This is a genomic window from Mesorhizobium sp. ESP-6-2 (assembly GCF_020164675.1).
In the GTDB taxonomy this organism is placed as follows: domain Bacteria; phylum Pseudomonadota; class Alphaproteobacteria; order Rhizobiales; family Rhizobiaceae; genus Mesorhizobium.
The window spans coordinates 58,573-74,489 of the sequence record NZ_JAIUGT010000005.1; the positions used below are offsets into that span (position 1 = coordinate 58,573).

Annotated in this window: 13 protein-coding genes and 1 tRNA gene; 10 read left to right on the plus strand and 4 right to left on the minus strand. The window is 62.9% G+C overall.

What is annotated here, in order from left to right; translation table 11 throughout:
• Positions 1 to 123: 123 nt before the first annotated feature.
• Positions 124 to 558, minus strand: coding sequence for a hypothetical protein (locus LB532_RS15220; protein ID WP_140639902.1), 435 nt, complete (start codon positions 556 to 558; stop codon positions 124 to 126).
• 106 nt (positions 559 to 664) lie between these two features.
• Between LB532_RS15220 and LB532_RS15225 the strand changes: the two genes are divergently transcribed.
• Together LB532_RS15225 and LB532_RS15230 are read left to right on the plus strand one after the other, a co-directional pair.
• On the plus strand, positions 665 to 1,015 hold the full coding sequence (locus tag LB532_RS15225) for a DUF952 domain-containing protein (protein ID WP_140639903.1): 351 nt from the start codon (positions 665 to 667) through the stop codon (positions 1,013 to 1,015).
• Entirely contained in the window at positions 1,012 to 2,091 is a 1,080-nt protein-coding gene (locus LB532_RS15230) for a quinone-dependent dihydroorotate dehydrogenase (protein ID WP_140639904.1), read from the plus strand. Before LB532_RS15225 ends, LB532_RS15230 begins: the two co-directional genes overlap by 4 nt.
• On the opposite strand, the gene LB532_RS15235 is transcribed toward LB532_RS15230, so the two are convergent.
• A complete protein-coding gene (locus LB532_RS15235) occupies positions 2,084 to 3,424 on the minus strand; it encodes an MATE family efflux transporter (protein ID WP_140639905.1) in 1,341 nt (446 codons plus the stop codon). The genes LB532_RS15230 and LB532_RS15235 overlap by 8 nt on opposite strands.
• 132 nt (positions 3,425 to 3,556) lie before the next feature.
• Here LB532_RS15235 and LB532_RS15240 point away from each other — a divergent pair, with 132 nt between their 5' ends.
• Positions 3,557 to 4,459, plus strand: coding sequence for a histone deacetylase (locus LB532_RS15240; protein WP_140639906.1), 903 nt, complete (start codon positions 3,557 to 3,559; stop codon positions 4,457 to 4,459).
• Between the two features lie 3 nt (positions 4,460 to 4,462).
• On the opposite strand, the gene LB532_RS15245 is transcribed toward LB532_RS15240, so the two are convergent.
• Positions 4,463 to 4,726: a DUF6460 domain-containing protein gene (locus LB532_RS15245; RefSeq protein WP_140496599.1), complete on the minus strand. Its 264-nt coding sequence runs from the start codon at positions 4,724 to 4,726 to the stop codon at positions 4,463 to 4,465.
• A gap of 446 nt (positions 4,727 to 5,172) precedes the next feature.
• Between LB532_RS15245 and LB532_RS15250 the strand changes: the two genes are divergently transcribed.
• From LB532_RS15250 to LB532_RS15265, 4 genes are all read left to right on the plus strand, one after another.
• On the plus strand, positions 5,173 to 6,201 hold the full coding sequence (locus LB532_RS15250; protein WP_140639907.1) for a glycosyltransferase family 2 protein: 1,029 nt from the start codon (positions 5,173 to 5,175) through the stop codon (positions 6,199 to 6,201).
• Between the two features lie 70 nt (positions 6,202 to 6,271).
• Positions 6,272 to 7,762: a hypothetical protein gene (locus LB532_RS15255; RefSeq protein ID WP_140639908.1), complete on the plus strand. Its 1,491-nt coding sequence runs from the start codon at positions 6,272 to 6,274 to the stop codon at positions 7,760 to 7,762.
• Between the two features lie 202 nt (positions 7,763 to 7,964).
• Complete coding sequence (locus LB532_RS15260; RefSeq protein ID WP_140639909.1) at positions 7,965 to 9,857, plus strand: acyltransferase family protein; 1,893 nt, start codon at positions 7,965 to 7,967, stop codon at positions 9,855 to 9,857.
• 108 nt (positions 9,858 to 9,965) lie between these two features.
• Positions 9,966 to 10,039: transfer RNA gene (locus tag LB532_RS15265), tRNA-Gly, on the plus strand.
• Positions 10,040 to 10,582: 543 nt separating this feature from the next.
• Here the strand turns inward: LB532_RS15265 and LB532_RS15270 are convergent.
• Positions 10,583 to 11,572, minus strand: a complete 990-nt coding sequence (locus LB532_RS15270; RefSeq protein WP_140513261.1) for a LysR family transcriptional regulator — start codon at positions 11,570 to 11,572, stop codon at positions 10,583 to 10,585.
• A gap of 289 nt (positions 11,573 to 11,861) precedes the next feature.
• On the opposite strand from LB532_RS15270, the gene chvE reads away from it, so the two are divergent.
• From chvE to mmsB, 3 genes are read left to right on the plus strand one after another with little or no spacing between them, the layout of a single operon-like run.
• Positions 11,862 to 12,932, plus strand: a complete 1,071-nt coding sequence (gene chvE, locus LB532_RS15275; protein ID WP_140496611.1) for a multiple monosaccharide ABC transporter substrate-binding protein — start codon at positions 11,862 to 11,864, stop codon at positions 12,930 to 12,932.
• A gap of 23 nt (positions 12,933 to 12,955) precedes the next feature.
• A complete protein-coding gene (gene mmsA, locus LB532_RS15280; protein WP_411908882.1) occupies positions 12,956 to 14,563 on the plus strand; it encodes a multiple monosaccharide ABC transporter ATP-binding protein in 1,608 nt (535 codons plus the stop codon).
• Positions 14,560 to 15,852, plus strand: coding sequence for a multiple monosaccharide ABC transporter permease (mmsB, locus tag LB532_RS15285; RefSeq protein WP_140496616.1), 1,293 nt, complete (start codon positions 14,560 to 14,562; stop codon positions 15,850 to 15,852). Before mmsA ends, mmsB begins: the two co-directional genes overlap by 4 nt.
• Positions 15,853 to 15,917 lie beyond the last annotated feature (65 nt).

Here is a 15,917-nt window from a genome sequence, read left to right on the forward strand (position 1 = left end):
CCCTCCCCGGATCCCCTTGATGGTCTTCTGTTTTCTTGGGACCAGTCGGGCGATTATGCGGCGCTTGCCGCTGTTTTCAAGCGGCAAAGCCGGCGCACCGGATTTTCCCCAAGAAGCCTGTCTTCAGGTCTTCTGGGCGTTGGGCTTGGCGCCGTCGCCGCTATCCTTGTCCATATCCTTGACGATGCCCATGAAGCCGCGCAGGAAGCGTTCCATGTAGCTCATCGTCTTGTTGAAATCCTCCTCGCTCGGCAATTGCGATTCGAGGCGGGCGGAGAGTGAATTCTCGAGCTTTGTGACGCGTTCGTCCATCGCCTTCATCGAGGTTTGCAGGCGGTCGATTTCGTCCTGGAAGGCAGCGCGTTCGTCGGCCGCCACCTTGCAGACGAGCTGGCCGGAGCGCTCCTCACAGATCGACATCGCGCCCGTCTGCGTGTCCATGCGGACATAGCCGTTGGCGGATTTCTCCAGACGGTAGCGGTCGGTCTCCTCGGAAAAGGCGGACGCCGCGACCAGCGAAACGAGCGCGGCGGGGATCAAGATGTGCTGCAGACGCATGTTGTCCTCCATGGCCAGGGCTGAGATATCGCATGTTTGCGCCGGAAATGGGGAAGATCCTTGGCATGGCCTTCCCCGCACGGCTGGTTCGGATTATAGCGCAACCATGTCTCAGATTATCTACAAAATAACCCCGCAAGCGCCCTGGCGCGAGGCCGAAGCGAAGGGCCGCTTCACCGGAGCGCCGATCGATGTCGCCGATGGCTTCATCCATTTCTCCACGGCGGCACAGGTCAAGGAGACGGCGGCGAAGCATTTTGCCGGCCAGGCGGGGCTTCTGCTGGCCGCCATAGACGGGGCCAGCCTGGGCGACGCGCTAAAATACGAGGCCTCGCGCGGCGGCGCGCTGTTTCCGCACCTCTACGGCGTGCTCGACCTGAAAGCCGTGCTGTGGGTCCGGCCGCTGCCGCTCGGCGCCGACGGCACCCACCAGTTCCCGGCGCTGGAGGCCGAATGAGCGTGCTCGACCGGATTGGCCAGAAGCTGCTGTTCACGTTCGACCCGGAAACCGCGCATGGCCTGTCGATCGCGGCGTTGCGCTGTGGCTTGCCGGTCGGCGCACGGACGGCGCGCGATGCGCGGCTGAAGGTCAGCCTCTGCGGCCTCGATTTCCCCAATCCGCTAGGCATGGCTGCCGGTTACGACAAGAACGCCGAGGTGCCCGATGCGCTGCTCGGCCTCGGCTTCGGCTTTGCCGAGGTCGGCACGGTGACGCCGCTGCCGCAGCCTGGCAATCCGAAGCCGCGCATCTTCCGGCTTCCGGCGGATGAAGCGGTGATCAACCGGCTCGGCTTCAATAATGAAGGCCATGCGGCCGCCGAGAAACGCCTGGTCGGCCGCAAGGGGCGCTCCGGCATCGTCGGCATCAACATCGGCGCCAACAAGGACAGCGCCGACCGTGTCGGCGACTATGAGCGCGGCGTCATCCGCTTCGCGCCTTACGCCAGCTATCTCACCGTCAATATTTCCTCGCCCAACACGCCCGGCCTGCGCACCATGCAGGCGCGCGAACAGCTTGGCGAGCTCTTGTCGCGCGTCATGGCCGCGCGCGCGGTGGCGGCAAGGCAGCCGCCTGTGTTTCTCAAGATTGCGCCGGACCTGGTCGAAGCCGAGCTGGAAGACATCGCCGCCGAGGTCACCCATAAGGCCATAGACGGCATCATCGTCTCCAACACCACCATTTCTCGCCCGGCGCTACGCTCCAGCGGCGCGGCAAGCGAGACCGGCGGGCTTTCCGGCCGGCCGCTGTTCGAGCGCTCGACCATCGTGCTGGCCCGTATGCGCAGGCTGCTGGGGCCGGACATGGCCATCATCGGCGTGGGTGGGGTCAACTCCGCCGAGGCGGCGCTCGAGAAGATCCGCGCAGGCGCCGATCTCGTCCAGCTTTACACCTGCATGATCTATGCCGGGCCGGCGCTGCCGGGGCGCATCGTCGCCGGCATGGCGCGTTTCGCCGACACGGAACGGCTCAACTCCATCAGCGACTTGCGCGACCGCCATCTCGACCAATGGGCTTCAAGGCCGCTCAACTGAACGCCGTCCGCAGCCGCAGCCGCAGGATGGCAGCCAAGCTGAGGCCACGCACCAGCAGGAAGACATGCAATGCCGCCCACAGGCCATGATTGCCGAAAGCGGGCGCCAGCGTAATCAGCGCGGCGGCGAAGGCCAGGAAAGACAAAAGCATCATGTTGCGCATGTCGCGCGACCAGGTCGCGCCGATGAAGATGCCGTCCATCTGGAAAGCCAGCACGCCGCTCAGCGCGGTGAAGGCCGCCCAGGGCAGATAGGTGTCGGCCACCGAGCGGACTTCCTGCGACGTTGTAACGACGGCAACCAGATTGACACCGGCCAGCAGAAGCACCAAGGTTGCGGCGCCCGCCAATCCGAACCCCCAGAACAAGGTCAACCGCACCGCGCGCCGGAACGGGTGCTCAGCCCGCGCACCGACGGCGCGGCCGGCGAGTTGTTCCGCGGCGGTGGCGAAACCGTCGAGGAAATAGCCTGCGACGAGAAAAAAATTCATCAGCACGGCGTTGGCGGCCAGCGTAACCGTGCCGAATTGCGCACCCTGGCGGGTGAACAGCGCAAAGGCGGCAAGCAGCGAGAACGAGCGGATCATGATATCGCGGTTGAGCGACAGCATGCGCAGGAACGCGCTCATGTCGAGCAGGCGTTGGCGTGGCACGGGCGGGCTTGCCCTGAACCGCCTGACGACGATGGCGAGGCCAAGCAGCATGACAAGGAATTCGCCGGTGACGGTTGCCCAGGCGACGCCGGCGACACCCCAGCCAAGCTCCAGGCCAAGCAGGATGCAGAGCGCGATGTTGATGCCGTTCAGCACCAGCTGCAGCACCAACCCGAGCCCGCCCTCGCCTCGGCCGAGGACATAGCCGAGAATGGCGTAGTTGATCAGCGAGAAAGGTGCCGCGAGCAATCTGATGCCGATATAGACGCCCATCGCCTCGCTGACGCGCGGCCCGGCATCCATGAACCACCGCCCGCCGGCCGCGATCAGCGGCGAAAGCGCCGCCAGCACGATGCCGGCGACGACAGCGATCAGCACGGCGCGCCAGAAGACCGCCTGTTCCTCCAGCGCGTCGTTGCGCCCGAAAGCCTGGGCGACCAGACCGGTGGTGCCGGAGCGCAGGAAATTGAAGGTGGTGAAGACGACGTCGAAGACCAGCGCGCCTGCCGCCAGGCCGCCAAGCAAGGCGGCGTCACCGAGCTGTCCGACAACAGCCGTATCGACCATGCCGAGCAGCGGCGTCGTCAGGTAGGCGAGCGTCATCGGCACGGCGATGACGAGAACCGTGCGGTTGGTGACGACAAAAGAGCTGGCATCGGCTGGGATTGCACCCTTGTCCAAAGAACTGCTGCCTTGCTGATTGCGGCTTGATCGAACAGCCGGTGTGCCCCATTTTCCGGCCACCGCGCAATCCATCCTTGCCATGGCGGCCAACCGAAATTCCGGTCTGGCGCGAGCCGCCGGATCCGGTTCATGCCCCTCCAGATCGTCCATCACCCCGACTACGACGCCGGCTTCGCCGTCAACCATCGCTTTCCGATGAGCAAATATCCGCTGCTGATGGAGGCTTTGCGCGTACGCGGACTGGCCGTGCAGGGGGCGCTCAGCATGCCGGAAGCGGCGCCGGCGCTGTGGCTGAGGCTTGCCCATGCGGCAGACTATGTCGACCAGGTCATCAGTTGTTCGGTGCCGGAAAAGATCGAACGCGAGATCGGCTTTCCGGTCGGCCCGCGCGTCTCGTCGCGCGCCCAACTCGCCACCGGCGGCACCGTACTGGCGGCCCGGCTGGCCTTGCGCCACGGCATTGCCTGCAACACAGCCGGCGGCAGCCATCATGCGCGCCGCGCGCAAGGCGCGGGCTTCTGCACCTTCAACGATGTCGCCGTCGCTTCCCTGGTGCTGCTTGCCGAAGGCGCGGCGCGGAACATACTCGTGGTCGATCTGGATGTGCATCAGGGCGACGGCACGGCGGATATCCTGGCGGCCGATCCGCGCGTGTTCACCTTCTCCATGCATGGCGAGCGCAACTATCCCGCGCGCAAGATCGCCTCCGATCTCGATGTCGCACTGCCCGACGGCACGGGCGATGGCGCCTATCTCGAAAGGCTGGCCGCCATCTTGCCGGAGCTGTCCGCCCATGCGCGCTGGGACATCGTTTTCTACAATGCCGGTGTCGACGTCCATGCCGAGGACCGGCTCGGCAGGCTGGCGCTTTCAAACGACGGGCTTCGTGCCCGCGACGCCATGGTGATCGGTCACTTCCGCTCGCGCGGCATCGCGCTATGCGGCGTCATCGGCGGCGGCTATTCGACCGACGTAGCCGCGCTCGCGGCGCGCCATGCCATTCTGTTCGAGGCGGCGGCGGACTACGCCTGACCGCTATTTCCTGTAGTTGGCGATTCTGAGCAGGATGAACGCCGGAACCACGATCGCCGCACCCAGCAGAATATAACCCAGGAAGCGGTCGATGGCATGGAAGCCCAGATTCCAGAGATCCAGGAAGAATTTGCGGATGCCGTAGAGCACGTCCATCGGCGACCAGCCGAAGGCGGTCATGACGAGGCCGACGAGGAACGACACCACCAGCAACTTCAGGAGTACCCTGAGCGGGGTGTCGCCGAGAAAGCGCGTCAATGCGGACAAGACCTGTCTCCGGCTCTGATCGCCCGATTCGGCGACAGGATCAGAAATACGCACTTGGCCGCCCCGCTTCAAGCCGGGCGGGCCGAGGCGCCGAACCTTGGCTGACAAACCCTGTGAGGGCCGGCCCGACTGTGCCGGCAGCTTTTCATGGTAGGAATTTTTTCCTTGACGGGGTGAAGGCAACTATGGTAGATATTCGGTTATGGTGCTGAGTTGCGCCAAGGGCCCGCCGCACAGGCGGGTTTTTCCATTCAAGGCTCCGTCAACAGCACGCCGTCGAAAGCTCCGAAGGAACCCGTTAACGCGGATCGTGCCTTGGTACCAAGCCGGCGACCACAGGCGCATGGCAGGCGAGCGGGCCGGCGGCGGCGGCTGATCGCGGCTGGCTTATCTGTTTTCTAACCAATTGCCGCTATTGCCATTCCTGGAGCGGGAGCCAGGCTTTGATGGAAGCGGAAAAAATCGGCGCGCGCCGCGCGGTCATGCTTTCGGTTGTCGTGCCGTGCTACAACGAGCGGGACGGCGTGGCTGAGCTTCACCGACGCGTCACCGCCGCTTGCCTGGCGCAAAACCCTTCCTACGAGATCGTGCTCGTCATCGACGGGGCGACCGACGGCACCCGCGAGGCCGTTTTCGAACTGGCGCAAAAGGACGACCATGTCGTCGCCATCGACCTTGCCCGCAACTATGGCCACCAGATCGCGCTGAGCGCGGGGCTGGAGTTCTGCCGGGGCCAGCGCATCCTCATTCTCGATGCCGATCTCCAGGATCCGCCTGAACTGCTCGGCGCGATGATGGCGAAGATGGATGAAGGCTTCGACGTCGTTTACGGTCAAAGGGTCAAGCGTGATGGCGAAGGCTGGTTCAAGCTGGCTTCCGCGTCGATGTTCTACCGGCTGCTGCGCCGGATGGTCGACGTCGAGATCGCGCCGGATACCGGTGATTTCAGGCTGATGAGCCGCCGCGCCCTCGACCATCTGAACGCCATGCCGGAGCGCTACAGGTTCATTCGCGGCATGGTGAGCTGGATCGGGCTGAGACAGGCCGCCTTCTCCTATGAACGGCAACGGCGTTTCGCCGGCGCCACCCACTATCCGCTGAAGAAGATGGTTCTTCTGGCTGTCGACGCAATGACCAGCTTTTCCATCGCGCCGTTGCGGTTCGCCTCGCTTCTGGGGATGCTTTCCGGCGTGCTGGGGATGGTCGTGCTCGGCTATACGCTGCTCGAATGGTCGCTGGGAAACGTGCTGCCGGGCTGGACCAGCCTTGCCGCGATCATGCTGATCCTGGGCAGTGTTCAGCTTCTGGTGCTCGGCATATTCGGCGAATATCTCGGCCGGATGTACATGGAGACGAAGCGGCGGCCGCTCTATTTCGTCAACGAGATCGTTTCGCGAAGCGATGTGGCCGTCGAAAACCAGGACCTGCCTGTCCACCGCCTCCAGGAAATGGTGAAGAGAGCCGCGCGTGGCTAAGGCGACGACCGACCGGCCGCAACGGGACCTCTCGACCGGAACGAACGCGAAAATGGCCGGGAGCCGCGACATGAATCAGGCCACGGCAATCGCGATGGCTGCGCCGTCGCTCGAAGACGCACAGCGCAGCAGACTATTGTTCTGTCTTTTCTGCACCTGCACCGTTGCCTACGTGCTGATGAGGCATGCCAACTCCCTCCTTCTGGATCCTGACAGCTGGTGGCAGGTGAAGGTAGGGCTGGATTTCCTGGCGAACCGGACATTTCCGACCGTCGACCCCTATTCGTATACCTTCGCCGGCCAGCCCTGGATCGCCAAGGAATGGCTGGGGCAGGTGCTTCTGGCCCTCGCCTATGGCGCCGGAGGCTGGAATGGCGTCGTCACGCTGATCATCGCCACGATCGGCCTGACAGTCTTCCTGATGGGATGGTTCCTCAGCGCATGGCTGAAGCCGGTATTGGCGGTAGTGCTGGCTTTCGTCGCGGCTTTCCTTGTCGCCCCGATCTATACGGCGCGCCCCCACGTCTTCACTTTGCCGATCATCGTCATTTGGACGGCAATGCTGTTTCGCGCGGCGCAGGAGGAAAGAGCGCCATCACCGTGGCTGCTCGCGCTCGTTGTGTTGTGGGCGAACCTGCATGCCACATTCACCTTGAGCTTCGTCATCGCCGGCTTTGCCGGTCTGTATCTCCTGTCGCGCACAGGCCTGTCGAAACCGGTTCTCCTGGCGAAATGGATCGCGTTCGGCCTGCTTTGCCCGGTGGTCAGCCTGGTCCATCCCTATGGCGTCAAGGCCATCCTGGCGACGCTTACCGTCGCCTATGGCAACGAGGCGGTGCCGCTTATCCTGGAGTGGCGGCCCTTCAACGCTCAGGAAGAGCTCATCAAGGAAGCTGTGATGCTGCTGGCGCTTTTCGGGTTGTTGGTGTCACGGCTGCGGATCGGCTGGGCCAAGGCGCTATTCATCGTCTTCACCTTGCATGCCTATCTCAGCCACCAGCGGTTCATGTATCTGTTCTTCCTGCTGGTTCCGCTGGTGATCATGGTTGAGATCGCACAGCAATATCCCGCACTTTCAGCCGCGACCTGGCTAGCGCAAAAGCGCGACGGATTGGAAAAAGTCCTCGCCAGGCATTACTACGCCATCTCAGGCGCGGTGGCCGTCCTGCTGATCGGCGCGGTCTCGGTCCTCGGCAGTGTCCAACAGATCGCGCCGAGCCCGAAGACGTCCGCCAGCGGAGCACTCGCCTTCGCTAGGGATCAGCACCTGTCCGGCAACGTGCTGAATTCCTACAATTTCGGCGGCACGCTGATCTTCCACGGGATCAAGACCTACATCGACGGCAGGACGGACCAGCTGTTCCTGGACGGGTTCACGAAAACCGACGACGCGACCGGACACAGTGACGGCAAACCACTGCTCGAGGCCCGGCTGAAGAAATACGCCATAGGCTGGGCGCTGCTGGCGGCCGGCGACGCCCGCATTCCCTTCTTCGAGCAATTGGGCTGGAAGCGGGCCTACGCGGACGAATACGCCGTGATCTACCTGCCCGGTGCCTGATCTGCGGCGCCGGCCCAAACCGGCTTCGGCCCTCCAGCATTCGCCTTGACACCGATGTTGCGGTGCAGCAAATTGCACCGGAGAGGACGAACAAAGTGGGACCGAGAACCAAGGCTTTCTCGCATCGCCGCAATGCCGCCGCATGGGCCGGTGAACCGGATGCGCCACGACTGTCGCCGGCCACGGCGCTCGAACCGATCGCATGAACTACAGACGCGACATCGACGGCCTGCGGGCCATAGCGGTGCTGCCTGTCGTCCTCTTTCATTTCGGCTTGTCCGCCATCCCAGGCGGCTTCACCGGCGTCGACATCTTCTTCGTCATATCAGGCTATCTGATCAGCGGCAGCCTGCTCGACGATCTCGAACGCGGCCAGTTCTCGATCGGCCGCTTCTATTGGCGCCGCGCGCGGCGCATCCTGCCGGCGCTGACCTTCGTCATCGTGCTAGCAAGCATTGCCGCCTGGTTCATCCTTTTGCCGTCGGACCTCAACGAATTCAGCCTCAGCGTCATCGCTGCCTCGACTTTCTGGTCGAACATCTATTTCTGGAAGACGACGAACTATTTCTCGATCGATGCCGCGCTGCGGCCGCTGCTGCACACATGGTCGCTCTCGGTCGAAGAGCAATATTACATCTTCGCGCCGATACTGGTGTACCTGATCTATCGCTATGCCTCGAAACGCTGGCTGACGATATTGCTGCCGATCGCGATCGGCAGTTTCGCCCTGGCGGTCATGGCGACCTCGATGGCGCCCACGGCGGGTTTCTACCTGTTGCCGACGCGCATCTGGGAACTGGCGCTGGGAGCCATGCTGATGCTGAGAAAGCCGCCGGCACTTGCCAGCCGGCCGGCAATGGAACTGATCGGCCTCGCCGGCTTCGCCATGATCGCCTTCGGCTTCGTCACGATTTCGGAGAGCGACCCGTTTCCGGGCTACAATGCCTTGTTCCCCTGCATCGGCACCGCCCTGCTCATCTATGCCGGCCACGACAGGGCGGGCGAACAGCGGCCGGCAACCATCGCCACGCGGGTGTTGCAGTTTCCGCCGCTGGTCTGGATCGGCCTTATTTCCTATTCGCTCTACCTCGTTCACTGGCCGATCAATTCCTTCGTCCATTACGTTTCGCTGAAAGCCATCGGCGTGCCGACGATCATCGCCATGACCGTGGCGAGCTTCGCCCTGGCGACGTTCTCGTGGAAATATGTCGAGCAGCCGTTTCGGCGGAAACGGGCCTACACCGCGCCGCTGCCCATCTTCGCCTTTTCCGCGACGGCGATCGTCCTGCTGTGCGTCGGCGGCGTGGCCGGGGCGCTCGGCAACGGTTTTCCGCAACGCTTCCCGGACTTTTCAACGGAACGTATCCAGGTTGGCGACTGGCGCAACGGCATCTGTTTCAACGAAGGCTCGAACCGGATCGAGGACTGGAATGTTGCCGCCTGCACCCGAACGCGCGGCTTTGCCACCAATGTGCTGTTGTGGGGCGATTCCTTCGCCGCCCATTATGTCTCGGGACTTGAAGCCAACGCCCAGAAAATCCAGGCCAACGTCATCCAATATACCTATGCCGGCTGCCCTCCGGACCTGACCTATTTTTCCTACGCCCGACCTGCCTGTACCAGCTTCAACGAACGGGCCCTGTCGATCATCCGCGAAGCCAACATTCAGGCGGTGATCCTTAGTGGCCGATGGACCGACTACCAGGTCAGGGGCTTCGGCGGTCTCCAGAAGACGATCGACCGGCTTCGCCAGATGGGCGTCAAGGTCTACGTCATCGGCCAGTCGCCCGAATTCATCGCCGACGTCCAGAAAATCGCCTTCTTCGCAAGACGGGGAGATACCGCGAACATGTCCTGGCCGATGGCCATGGACCCGGACATCAACAAGCGGGTGCTGCCCTTCGTCAAAGGCGCTGACTTCATAGACCCGCTGACCTATCTGTGCGACGCCACAGGCTGCTCGTATGCCGATGCCGGCAACAAGCAATTTCTCTATTTCGACTATGGTCACTTCTCCTCCGCGGGCGCAGCACTCGCCATCTCGAAATACTGGCCGAGCTTTGCCGCCGGCACCGAGATCGCGAAAGTGAAATAGCCGATGGAACCGGCATGCGGCGCGCTGGTCGCGGGGACGGTACCGTGTGGAAAGTAAGCCGCTTTGCGATTGCCCGATGGCCAGCCCTCATGGTAACGAACCTGCTGCGCGGGTATGATGTAATGGTAGCCTGTCAGCTTCCCAAGCTGAACGCGCGGGTTCGATTCCCGCTACCCGCTCCAGCTTGTGGTGCAAGGGGCTTGCGCCCTTGCCAAGCCGCTTCAACTATCGTGTTCGTGCGCAATTCCGGGAAAACCGCTCAAGCCGTTTTCCCGGCATGGCTTCAGAGCCAGACCCAGACGCGCCTGCGCCAGCAGCGGACACGACGGCGGCCGCGACGCCAATAGCTGCGGCAGACCCTGCGCCAGACGCGGCGACGCCTACGCCGTCCATAGGGACGATGCCACCGGCGATGCGAGATCTGCTCCACCTCGGCTTGATCGTCTCCTTCGAAGACGGCCGCATCCGCCCTGTCGAGGTCGTCCTTGTCGAGCTCGTCAAGGATTCCGTTGCCGTTCGGGACCCCGGCAACTGCTCTGCCGGGCCTGGCCAGGCCTGCAAAAGCAACTGCCCCCGCGACGCCAAGCATTCCAGTAAGAAACAACCGACGTTCCATCAAAATCTCCCGAGTTGTTTGCCATCGGCGTATCGTTCCCCGGCTCAAAACGAGCTCCGGCGCCAACGCCGACTGGCGTTTGAACGCACTTACCTGGTTTTTGTTCCGGTCACCCAACCTCGCGCAGGATGAAGTCATGCAGCATCTTCGCCGCCGGCGACAGCGCGCGGTTCTTCACCGTGATCAGGCTGTAAGGCCGGACCTCGATGTCGAATTCTGTCTGGACGACATCGATGGCGCCGGCCAGCCCTTCGGGATTCTGGATGAATTTCGCCACCTGGACCGAGACCGGCGCGATGGCGTCGGAGTGCGCGACCATGACCAGGGTCAGGAGCAGCGAGCTGGTGTTGAGGATGCGGTCCGGCAGCGCGATGTTGCGGTTCAGGAAATTGCTCTCCATGGCCTGGCGCAGCGGCGAGCCGCCGGACTGGAAAACCCAGTCATAGGCCGCGGTCTCCTCCAACCGCACCGCCTTGCCCTCGGTCAGCGGATGGCCCCGGCGCACGATCAGGCAGGCTTTCTCGACGCCGATCACACGGGACTCGAACAGCCGCGGGTTGAGATCGTCGGGGATGCGCGCGATGATGAAGTCATGGCGCGATGCGATCAACTCGCGCGCCAGCACGTTGGAGGTCTCGACCTGCATGGTGATCTCGATGCGCGGGTAGATGCGGCGGATTTCGCGGATCGCCGGCACCGCGAGCTCGATCGCGGGCGCCGTCACCGCACCAAGGAACACCGAGCCGCCCTTGCCCGCCTTGAGTTCGGAGATCTCGCGATCGACCTCGCGCATCTCCAAAAGGATGGAGCGCGCGCGCCTGGCCAACGCCTTGCCATAGGGCGTCAAGGTGACGCCGCGCGGCAGCCTTTCGCAGAGCGTGACGTCCAGCACGGCTTCCATCTCGGCGATCATGCGCGAGGCCGCCGGCTGTGAGATATTCATGACCTGGGCGGCGGAGCTGACCCGGCCGTGATCGTCCAGTGCTACGATCATGCGCATATGGCGCAGGCTGAGGCCGCTGCGCAGCAGGGTCTCGCCGTCACCGGGGAGCACCTCGTAACCTTCTGAAATCCCGCCAGGATTGCGCAACGTTGCCATGGATTTCCCTACGCTCCCAATGCCCTTGAGTTCAGCGTCAACGTATACCAGTTTCGGTATAGCAATCATCAAAGATCGCATTTGACAGTTATGGCAAAGGGACACACCCTTCGCGCGTCCTGGGGCGTGCCAGTCGATGACGAGGAAAATCGTGTCGATTGAAATCAGTCCCAGGGCCGATTGGGAGGATACCGGAGATCGATAGACGACAGCGGCGCTTGCGCTCCTGCTCGCCTGCGCGGCCCGCGAAGCCCCGAGGTGTCGCGTCCATCAACCAGGGAGAGTAATTGTGAAGATCATCAAGACGCTGGCCGCCGTCGCGGCCCTTGGCATCGCTGCCATGACCTATTCGGCGCACGCCGCCGACAAGGGTCTCGTCGGCGTGCTGATGCCCACCAAGACCTCGCAGCGCTGGATCAACGACGGCGACGCCGTCAAGTCCCAGCTCGAAGCTTTGGGCTATACGGTCGACCTGCAATATGCGCAGGACGACATCCCCAACCAGCTCAGCCAGCTGGAAAACGAAATCACCAAGGGTCCGAAGGCGCTGATCATCGCCTCGATCGACGGCACCACCCTGTCGGATGCGCTGCAGAAGGCCGCTGACGCCGGCGTCGTCGTCGTCGCCTATGACCGCCTGATCAAGAAGACGCCTAATGTCGACTACTACACCACTTTCGACAATTTCGGCGTCGGCGTGATCCAGGCGAATTCGCTGGTCAAGGGCCTCAAGGAGCGCTTCCCGAATACCAAGCCGTGGAACGTCGAACTGTTCGGCGGCTCACCCGACGACAACAACGCCTTCTTCTTCTACAATGGCGCGATTTCCGTCCTGCAGCCGCTGATCGACGACGGTTCGATCAAGATCAAGTCCGGCCAGACCGGCATGGACAAGGTCGGCACGCTGCGCTGGCTCGCCGCCACCGCCCAGGCGCGCATGGACAATCTGCTGTCGGCCAACTACTCGGACGGCAGCCGCGTCGACGGCGTTCTGTCGCCCTATGACGGCCTGTCGCGCGGCATCACCGCCTCGCTGCGCGCCGTCGGTTACGGCACGGAAGCCCAGCCGTGGCCGATCGTGACCGGCCAGGACGCCGAGACCGCCTCGGTCAAGCTGATCATCTCGGGCGAGCAGTACTCGACCGTGTTCAAGGACACCCGCGAACTGGCCAAGGCCACCGTCGAGCTCGTCGACAAGGTGCTCTCGGGCGGCAAGCCGGAAGGCCTCGACACCAAGACCTACAACAACGACGTCAAGGTCGTTCCCTCGATCCTGCTGACGCCGCATGAGGTCGACAAGTCGAACTACCAGGCTCTGGTCGTCGACTCCGGCTACATCAAGGCCGACGAACTGAAGTAAATTCGGTTGCATAACCAGGGGTCCTGCGCAACGCAGGGCCCCTTTTCGTTCACCAGCGACCCCGGTATTGTTGCGGGTCTCGCAGGAGCACTTTTATCATGGCCTCGACGATTTTGGAGATGCAGGACATCACCAAGACGTTTCCCGGCGTCAAGGCGCTGTCGAACGTCAACCTTCGGGTCGAGGAAGGCGAGATCCACGCCGTGGTCGGCGAGAACGGCGCCGGCAAATCGACGCTGATGAAGGTGCTGTCGGGCGTCTATCCCTCCGGCACCTATGACGGCCAGATCATCTTTCAGGGCCAGGAATGCCAGTTCAAAGGCATTCATGACAGCGAACGCAAGGGCATCGTCATCATCCACCAGGAGCTTGCGCTGGTGCCGATGCTGTCGATCGCCGAAAACATCTTCCTGGGCAACGAACACGCCCGATACGGCATCATCGACTGGAACGCCAATGAGGCCCGCACCAGCGCCCTGCTGAAGAAGGTGGGCCTCAAGGAGGACCCCAAGACGCTGATCACCAATATCGGTGTCGGCAAGCAGCAGCTGGTCGAGATCGCCAAGGCGCTGAGCAAGGAGGTCAAGCTCCTGATCCTCGACGAGCCGACGGCGTCGCTCAGCGAAAAGGACAGCCAGGCGCTGCTCGACCTTCTGCTCGAATTCAAGCGGCAAGGCATGACCTCGATCCTGATCTCGCACAAGCTCAACGAGGTGAACCGGGTCGCCGACAAGGTGACCGTCATCCGCGACGGGCGAACCATCGAGACGCTGTCCAGGAAGGACATTTCGGAAGACCGCATCATCACCTCGATGGTCGGCCGTTCGCTAGACGACCGCTATCCGCCGCGCGAGCCTGATATCGGCGAGGTCGTGTTCGAGGTGAAGAACTGGTCGGTCTATCACCCGCTCCATGCCGAGCGGCAGGTGATCAAGGGCATCGACATCAATGTGCGCAAGGGCGAGGTGGTCGGCATTGCCGGGCTGATGGGCGCCGGGCGAACCGAATTCGCCATGAGCCTGTTCGGCCGCTCCTATGGGCGCCGCATCACCGGCGAGGTGCTGCTCAAGGGTAAACCGATCGACGTCTCCTCGGTGAGCAGGGCGGTCGAACACGGCATTGCCTATGTGACCGAGGATCGCAAGACCTACGGCCTCAATCTCATCGACCACATCAAGCACAACATTACGCTGGCCAATCTCGGCGGCGTGTCGCGCCACAGCGTGATCGACGATTTGCGCGAGCTTGCGGTCGCCAACGACTATCGCAAGCAGACCAACATCCGCGCTTCCAGCGTCTATCAGATGACCGGCAATCTTTCCGGCGGCAACCAGCAGAAGGTGGTGCTGTCGAAATGGCTGTTCGCCGACCCGGAAGTGCTGATCCTGGACGAGCCGACGCGCGGCATCGATGTCGGCGCCAAATATGAAATCTATACGATCATCGCGCGCCTCGCCGCCGAAGGTAAGGCGATCGTGGTCATCTCGTCGGAAATGCCAGAACTGCTCGGCATCACCGACCGCATCTATGTCATGAACGAAGGCCGCATCGTCGGCGAAATGCCCGCGGCGGACGCAAGCCAAGAAAGAATAATGCGCGCCATCGTTCGGGGAGAAGGAAAAGCAGCATGAGCACGGAAAGCGCCCCCGCCCCGCAAAGCAACGTCGCCGAAGATGTAGGGCAGCGTCCGCGCATCGCCGTATCGGCGCTGGCGACGAACCTGCGCGAATACGGCCTGATCCTGGCGCTGATCGCCATCATGGTGTTCTTCCAGTTCACCACCTCGGGAACGCTGTTCAAGCCGGTGAACCTGAGCAATCTGGTGCAGCAGAACTCCTTCATCATCGTGATGGCGCTCGGCATGCTGCTGGTCATCGTATCGGGCCATATCGACCTCAGCGTGGGGTCCGTGGCCGGCTTCATCGGCGCGCTGGCGGCGATGATGATGGTGATCTGGCCTCTCGGCATATTCAGTAACCCGCTGGTGGTTTCCATCGTCTGCCTGATCGTGGGCGGGCTGATCGGCGCGGCGCAAGGCTACTGGATCGCCTATCACCGAATACCGAGCTTCATCGTGACGCTGGCCGGCATGCTGATCTTCCGCGGCATCTGCCAGGCGCTGCTCGGCGGCGGATCTTCGGTCGGACCGCTGCCGCCCGAGTTCAAGGCGCTCAGCTCCGGCTTCATTCCAGATGTCATCGGACCGCTGACGCTGATCCCGCCAACGGTGAATGCAGCCGGCAAGACGATTATGGGCAGCGGTCTGACGTTGCACATGACGACGATCGTGCTGGGCCTGATCGCCGTGCTGGCCTATGCCTATTTCGGGCTGCGGACGCGACGCAAACGCGAACGCCACGGCTATGAGGCCGAGCCCTTTACCCTGTTCGTCATCAAGACGCTGGTCGGCAGCGCGCTGGCGCTGTTCCTGGTCTACCAGTTCGCCAGCTATCGAGGCCTGCCGGTGGTGCTGCTCGTCATGGGCTTGCTGATCTCGCTGTTCGTCTTCGTCACCAAGCGCATGACGATCGGCCGTCGCATCTATGCGATGGGCGGCAATGCCAAGGCCGCGCAGTTGTCGGGCATCAAGACCGAGCGCCTGACGCTTTACGTGTTCGTCAATATGGGCGTGCTGTCGGCGCTTGGCGGCCTGATCATCGCGGCGCGCCTTGGCCAGGCCGTGCCGGCGGCAGGCCTCGGCAGCGAGCTCGACGTCATCGCCGCGGTGTTCATCGGCGGCGCCTCGGCGATGGGCGGCGTCGGTCAGGTCATCGGCGCGGTGGTCGGCGGCTTCATCATGGGCGTGATGAACAACGGCATGTCGATCATGGGCGTCAATGTCGACTGGCAGCAAGTGGTCAAGGGCCTGGTGCTGCTCGGCGCCGTTATCTTCGACGTCTACAACAAGAACAAGGCCTGAACAGATTTCAGGCGAGGCAAGCAGGAGGCATACGGTCGCGGCGCTGCCGGCAATTCGCCGGCTTG